General features: G+C 69.5%; 5 protein-coding genes. 3 read left to right on the top strand and 2 right to left on the bottom strand.

Annotated elements, in window-relative coordinates; genetic code table 11:
* Window positions 1-947: methyl-accepting chemotaxis protein (locus tag VD972_RS44220; protein WP_324995957.1), on the bottom strand; the 947-nt coding region annotated here is incomplete at its 3' end.
* A gap of 115 nt (window positions 948-1062) precedes the next feature.
* Between VD972_RS44220 and VD972_RS44215 the strand changes: the two genes are divergently transcribed.
* Window positions 1063-2037, top strand: a complete 975-nt coding sequence (locus VD972_RS44215; protein ID WP_324995961.1) for a transglutaminase domain-containing protein — start codon at window positions 1063-1065, stop codon at window positions 2035-2037.
* A gap of 8 nt (window positions 2038-2045) precedes the next feature.
* On the opposite strand, the gene VD972_RS44210 is transcribed toward VD972_RS44215, so the two are convergent.
* Window positions 2046-3071, bottom strand: coding sequence for an arginine N-succinyltransferase (locus VD972_RS44210; RefSeq protein ID WP_324995955.1), 1026 nt, complete (start codon window positions 3069-3071; stop codon window positions 2046-2048).
* Between the two features lie 325 nt (window positions 3072-3396).
* On the opposite strand from VD972_RS44210, the gene VD972_RS44205 reads away from it, so the two are divergent.
* Window positions 3397-4287, top strand: a complete 891-nt coding sequence (locus tag VD972_RS44205; RefSeq protein ID WP_414654243.1) for a polysaccharide lyase — start codon at window positions 3397-3399, stop codon at window positions 4285-4287.
* A gap of 45 nt (window positions 4288-4332) precedes the next feature.
* Window positions 4333-5771 (top strand): pyridoxal-dependent decarboxylase (locus tag VD972_RS44200; RefSeq protein WP_324995953.1); only part of this gene is annotated, 1439 nt, incomplete at its 3' end.

The following is a 5771-nucleotide window of genomic DNA, read 5'->3' as shown; positions in this document are numbered from 1 at the left end:
GCGAGCAGGTTCGTCTGGTCGGCGATGTCCTGGATGACGTCGACGATCCGGCCGATCTCCGAGGAGCGCACACCGAGCGAGTCGACGAGCTCGGCGGTTTTGCGCACCGTCTCCTCGACCTGGTACATGCCCTTGACGCTGTCGTTGACGAGCTCCTCGCCGCGCTGGGCGGTGGCCGTCACCGCGACGGCGAGCTGGTTCGTCTCGCTGGCACGGCGGCGCACGGCGTCGATGCCGCTGCCCACCAGCGAGACGAAGCTCTCCGCCTCGTTGGCGAAGCGCGCCAGCTCGTCTCCGGCCATGGCGATGTGGGCCAGCCGCTCGCTCATGGCCTGCACCAGCTCGCTGGTGTTGTGGGAGAACTCGTCGAGGATGGACAGGGCGCGGCCCACCTGCTGCAGCCGCTCCGTCATCTCCGCCAGGGCGCTCGTCGTCTCGTCGGCGAAGCTGTCCATCTGCTCCACGCGCTGGCCGGTGGCGTGGAGGCTCTCGCCCATGCTGGACACCGCGTTCAGCGAGCGCTCCACCGCCAGGCCTTGTCGCCGCGCCGCCTCCAGCAGGATTCGCGCCTCCTCGGAGACGCTGGTGCTGGTGCGGTGCAGGTTCACCGTCACCCGCTGCACCTGGGAGATGGCGCGGCGCAGCGAGACCAGGAGGCGGTGCACGTCATCGCGCCCCTCGAACTCGGCGCGCGTGGAGATGGACAGATCGCCTTCGGCCAGGCGGGTGATGACGCGCCGTCGCGTCCGCCCGCGGCGCCCGGCCCAGGAGAACCAGGTGAGCCACCCACCCAACAGGTAGAGCGCCGGTGTCACCACCAGCACCAGGAGCCAGCCGGCCAGGGTGCGCGGCTCTCCCGTGAGGGCGCGCAGCAGCCCGCCGATGATCCCTGCTGTAATGAGTCCCCCGACGAGGCCGAAGCCGAAGAGGTACCGTTTGGCTCCCATGAACAGCCGCGACGCTACCCCGCCTTTCCGCGCCGTTCCTCAAAACCTTGCACGTCCAGGCCGGAGGACCGTGCTTGCCACCCTGCTCCTGGTCCTACCTGCTACGTCTACAGGGTTGACGGGGGGAGGGTCTGTCGCGCCCCAGGCAGAAGAGGACTCAGCAAGTTACCTCTTCGCGTGGCGTGGGGTGCCGGTGGGGAAGGTGACGCTGACGCGGGCGCCCGGGCGCTTCACCTATACCTCGCTCCATCTGCACACGCGGGAGGGCCAGGTGGGGGCATTGACACGGGAGGTGAAGCTGACACTGGACGCCAAGGGCCAGGTGGAGGGGAGCGCCAGCGTTCCCCAGGCGCTGTGGCTGTTGCGGGGGCCGCCCCGTCCCGGCTGTGTGACGGGGAGGGAGGAGCTGACGGGGCGGGAGGGGGCCCACTGTGTCACTGCCGTCCGTGGGCGTGAGGTGGAGGGCTCGTTGCTGGGCACGCCCTTCCAGGCCTGGTACGGCGCGAGCGGGCGGCTCGAGGTGCTGGAGGTGGGCGACTCGCGCTTCACCGCGACGGCGCCTGGGGAGCGGCTGCGTCCGCCGCCGGAGCTCTTCTCCGAGGGGATTCCTGTTGAGGGGGAGCGGGGAGCACTGGCCTTCCAGCCGCCATGGCCGGTGCCCAGGCTGCTGCCGGGGATGACGCCGTGGGCGCCTCCCGAGGCGCGCAAGCTAGCGGAGCGGGTGCATGCGGCCTTTCCGCAGAAAGGGCCGGGGGCAGCGGACTGGCGCGAGGGAGGGGAGGGGAAGGCGGGAGGGTGCCTGGCGCACGCGCTGCGCTTCGCGGCGGAGGCGTCGGCGCTCGGGCAGCGGGTGGCGCTGGTGCACGGGCTACTGGTGGTGGAGGGAGGGCCCGGGCGTCCCCACGCGTGGGTGAGGGTGGCTCTGGCGGGTGGAGGCGCGCTGGAGTTGGATCCCACTTCATTGGACCCGGTGCGCCCGGAGACGCACCTGCCGCTGGCGCTGGTGGATCCCCGAGGCTCGTCGCGCGAGGCCGGCGAGCGCTGGCTAGATCTGCTGAGGGGAAAGCGCCGAATCGTGCGGCGTCCCTGAGCTGCCCCTCACTCGAAGGGGATGAGGGACAGCTTCGCCCCTTTAGGAGCGCCGAGCGCCTCCTTGGCGGGGGCCGGCAGGTAGAGGATCTGATCCTCCACGCGCGCCTGAGTGCGCACGGCGCGGAAGCGGTTGCGGCCTGACTCACGCTCGTAGCAGACGAGCACGTCATCGCCCTCCCGCTCGAAGTCCTCATCGGCCAGCTTCACCGTGCGGTAGCGGCGCACCAGGGTGACGTCCGCCACCTCGGCCTCGAAGTGTGGCCCGCCATCGAACGGATCGATGCGCTCCACGTACTTGAAGCCGATGCGCTCCAGCATGCGCTGCACGCCGCGCGTCTGCGGCCCCACCTCGCCCAGCACCTTCTGCACCCGCGTGGGGAAGAGCGAGGCGTAGATGTCCGAGGAGGGAAACAGCTCCTTGATGAACTCCTTGTTCTGCCGGCTGAGCCGGTCCGCCTCCTGGTAGTTGAGGCCGGTGAACTTCCGGCCGCATGCCTCCCACAGCAGGCTGCGCCCGTCTGGCAGCAGCGGCGGGAGCAGCTCCGCCAGCACCCGTGGCCGGAACAAGCGCCGGTGCATGGCGATGAAGAGGAAGCGCACGTACGACAGCTGCTTGCCCGGCTTGTCCGGAGTGGCGCGGTAGGGCGGATCCACTACCAGCCCGCCCACCTCCGTGGGGCCCGCATAGTTGTAGGCGATGGAGAGCACCTTGTGCCGCAGGTGCCGCTCCAGCGAGGCCGAGTAGTGCTCGCGCTCGCTCACCTCGTAGTAGATGTGCGGAGCCTCGTACGTGCCGTGCTGGGCGATGATCATCGACGTGCCGATGATGACCTCGTTGCGAGTGTCCTCGAGCACGAAGAGGTACTCGCGCTCCAGCGGCTCCTTCACCTTGCCGGCGAAGCTCTTCACGGACTTGTCGACGATGGCCGACAGCGTCTCTTCGTTGTTGGGAAGGTTGACGGTGTTGAGCACGGCGGCGAGCCGCTTGAGGCCGGCCAGGTCGCTCTTCTGGACGTCGCGCAGCACGAGCATGGGATACCTGGGACGCCCGGCAATACGGGCGCCGCGGAGGGGTGGGGACCATACACCACGCCTGCCCACAGTCAGCCCCTTGTCTGCACGCCCGGCCCGCTCTCGAGGCTTGGTGCGCTGCGTCAAAATGGATGGACCTCCTGCCTGGTTGCTGGCCCTGGCAATCCGTTGCATGAGTGAAACATGTCTCATAACGGCCGTGCCCCTGCTCTCCCGCACGCTCTGGCGCTGAGAGAGCGGGAAGAGAGCGACACAGGAATGAAACACGGTTTCTCGCTAGGGTGCGCGATCGTTGGCTATCAAACCTTCTCGAGGGCCTCTCCCGTTGAGACACTTTCTTGTCTGGCTTGCGATGCTCGGGGTCTCCAGTCCGGCGCGGGCGGGCGTCCTCTGGAGGGGTGACTTCGAGACGGGAGACCGCTCGCAGTACTCCGCTGCGCACATGGTGAGCGCGGACCGGCTGCAGGTGGTGACGTCTCCGGTGGCCGAGGGGAGCTATGCGCTCAAGGCCACGGTGAAGCAGGGGGATGACCCCATCAACGCCTCCGGCCACCGCAGCGAGCTGGTGTACCTGAGCAACGAGGCCGAGGGCTCGGAGTACTACTACCGCTGGAAGGTGATGTTCCCGGCGGACTATCCCAGCGTGCGCACCTGGCAGCTCTTCACCCAGTGGCACCATGACGGGTGCTGCGGCTCGCCGCCGGTGGAGTTCTACGTCTACGGCGAGGAGATCCGGCTGAGGGTCAACCAAGGCGCGGACGTGTGGACCACGCCGCTGGTGCGGGGTGTGTGGCACGAGCTGACGTTTCACGTGAAGTGGTCGTCCGACCCGAGCGTGGGCTTCGTCGAGCTGTGGCACAACCGCGAGCGGGCCGTGCCCAAGCGCAACCTGGCGACGATGTATGCGGGGACGAAGAACTACCTGAAGCTGGGGCTGTACCGCAACGACACCGTCACCCCCGTGGGCGTCGTCTACCATGACGGGTTCATCCAGGCGACGCAGCTCGCGGATGTGCTCCCTGCCCCCGCGCCCGCACCGGATGCGGGAACGCCGGACGCGGGCACTCCCGGGCCTTCACCGGCCTTGGATGCGGGGACTTCAATCCCCGGGGCTGTGGAGCCTGTGCCCTTGGGCTGCTCCGCGGCGGGGAGTCCTCTGATGACCGTGGCGCTGCTGGCGCTGCTCGGAGGGCTGCGTCTCCGCCGCCGGCGCTGAGGCGCTGGAGCCTCGGTCCACGCGCGACTAGGTTCGCGGCCCGCCATGAGCAAGGAACGCGACGCGGAAGTGCCCCACATGAAGTCCGAGGAGTTCCGGCAGCTCGGCCACCGGATGGTGGACTGGATCGCGAACTACTGGGCCCGAGTGGAGTCCTTCCCGGTACGCGCGCCCGTGGCGCCGGGCGAGGTGCTCGCGAAGCTGCCGCTTCACGCTCCCGAAGAGGGGCTCGGCGGGGGGCTTGGCGGGGGCGAGGGGTGGGACGCCGTCTTCAAGGATCTGGAGTCCGTGGTGTTGCCGGGCGTCACTCACTGGCAGTCGCCTTCCTTCTTCGCCTACTTCCCCTCTAACGCTTCGGGTCCCTCCGTGCTGGGGGAGCTGCTGTCCGCGGGGCTGGGCGTCCAGGGGATGCTCTGGTCCACGGGCCCCGCTTGCACCGAGCTGGAGACGCGCGTCCTGGACTGGCTGGCGGAGCTCATGGGGCTGCCGGAGTCCTTCCGCTCCACCTCGCAGGCGGGAGGCGGTGTCATTCAGGGCACCGCGAGCGAGGCCACGCTGGTGGCGATGGTGGCAGCCCGGTCCCGTGTTCGGCGCACGCGTCCCGGGGAGGCCCCGCTCGTCGCGTACTCCTCGACTCAGGCGCACTCCTCGGTTCTCAAGGCGGCCATGCTGTCCGGTGTGGCGCGTGGCTCGAGCGACACCACGCATGTGCGCCTGCTGGAGACGGACAGCGCCTATGCCCTGCGCCCCGAGGTGCTGGAGCGTGCCATCACCGAGGATCTGGCCGCGGGCCGTCAGCCCTTCTTCGTCTGCGCCACGCTGGGCACCACCTCCTCGGGAGCCGTGGATCCGCTGGGGCCGATCAGCGAGGTGATGGTGCGCACGGGGATGACGGCCATGGGAGGCTGGCTGCACGTGGACGCGGCGTGGGCGGGCTCGGCGCTCCTCTGCCCGGAGCACCAGGGGCTGGCCGCGGGCATCGACAGGGTGGACTCGATCGCCTTCGATCCGCACAAGTGGCTGCTGACCAACTTCGACTGCGATGCCTTCTACACGCGGGATCGAGCCTCGCTGGTGGAGGCGCTCAGCGTGACGCCGGAGTACCTGCGCAACGCCGCCAGCGCCAGCGGCTCCGTCATCGACTACCGGGACTGGCAGGTGGAGCTCGGCCGGCGGTTCCGTGCGCTGAAGCTGTGGTTCGTCGTGCGCCACTACGGCGCCAGCGGCCTGCGGGCCTACATCCGCGAGCACGTGCGCCAGGCCGGACTGTTCGAGTCCTGGGTGCACGGGGACGCGCGCTTCGAGCTGGCGGTGCCGCGCTCGCTCAGCCTGGTGTGCTTCAGGCTCGCCCCGCTCCCGGGGGAGCTCCCCGAGGCCACGGATGTGCGCAACCGAGTGCTGATGGAGCGGCTGAACGCTACCGGGAGCGCATTCCTCTCCCACACGGTGCTGCCAGGGGTGGGCGGCGCTCCCTCGCGGTACGT

The sequence above is a fragment of the Hyalangium sp. genome (genome assembly GCF_035629615.1).
Lineage (GTDB): Bacteria > Myxococcota > Myxococcia > Myxococcales > Myxococcaceae > Hyalangium.
The sequence above is the reverse complement of the archived record's forward strand: the minus strand, read 5'-3'. Positions and strand labels throughout refer to the sequence as shown.

Coding starts and splice junctions, on each gene's coding strand:
- VD972_RS44210 (WP_324995955.1), bottom strand. CDS start 3,071: ATGCTCGTGCTGCGCGACGTCCAGAAGAGCGACCTGGCCGGCCTCAAG.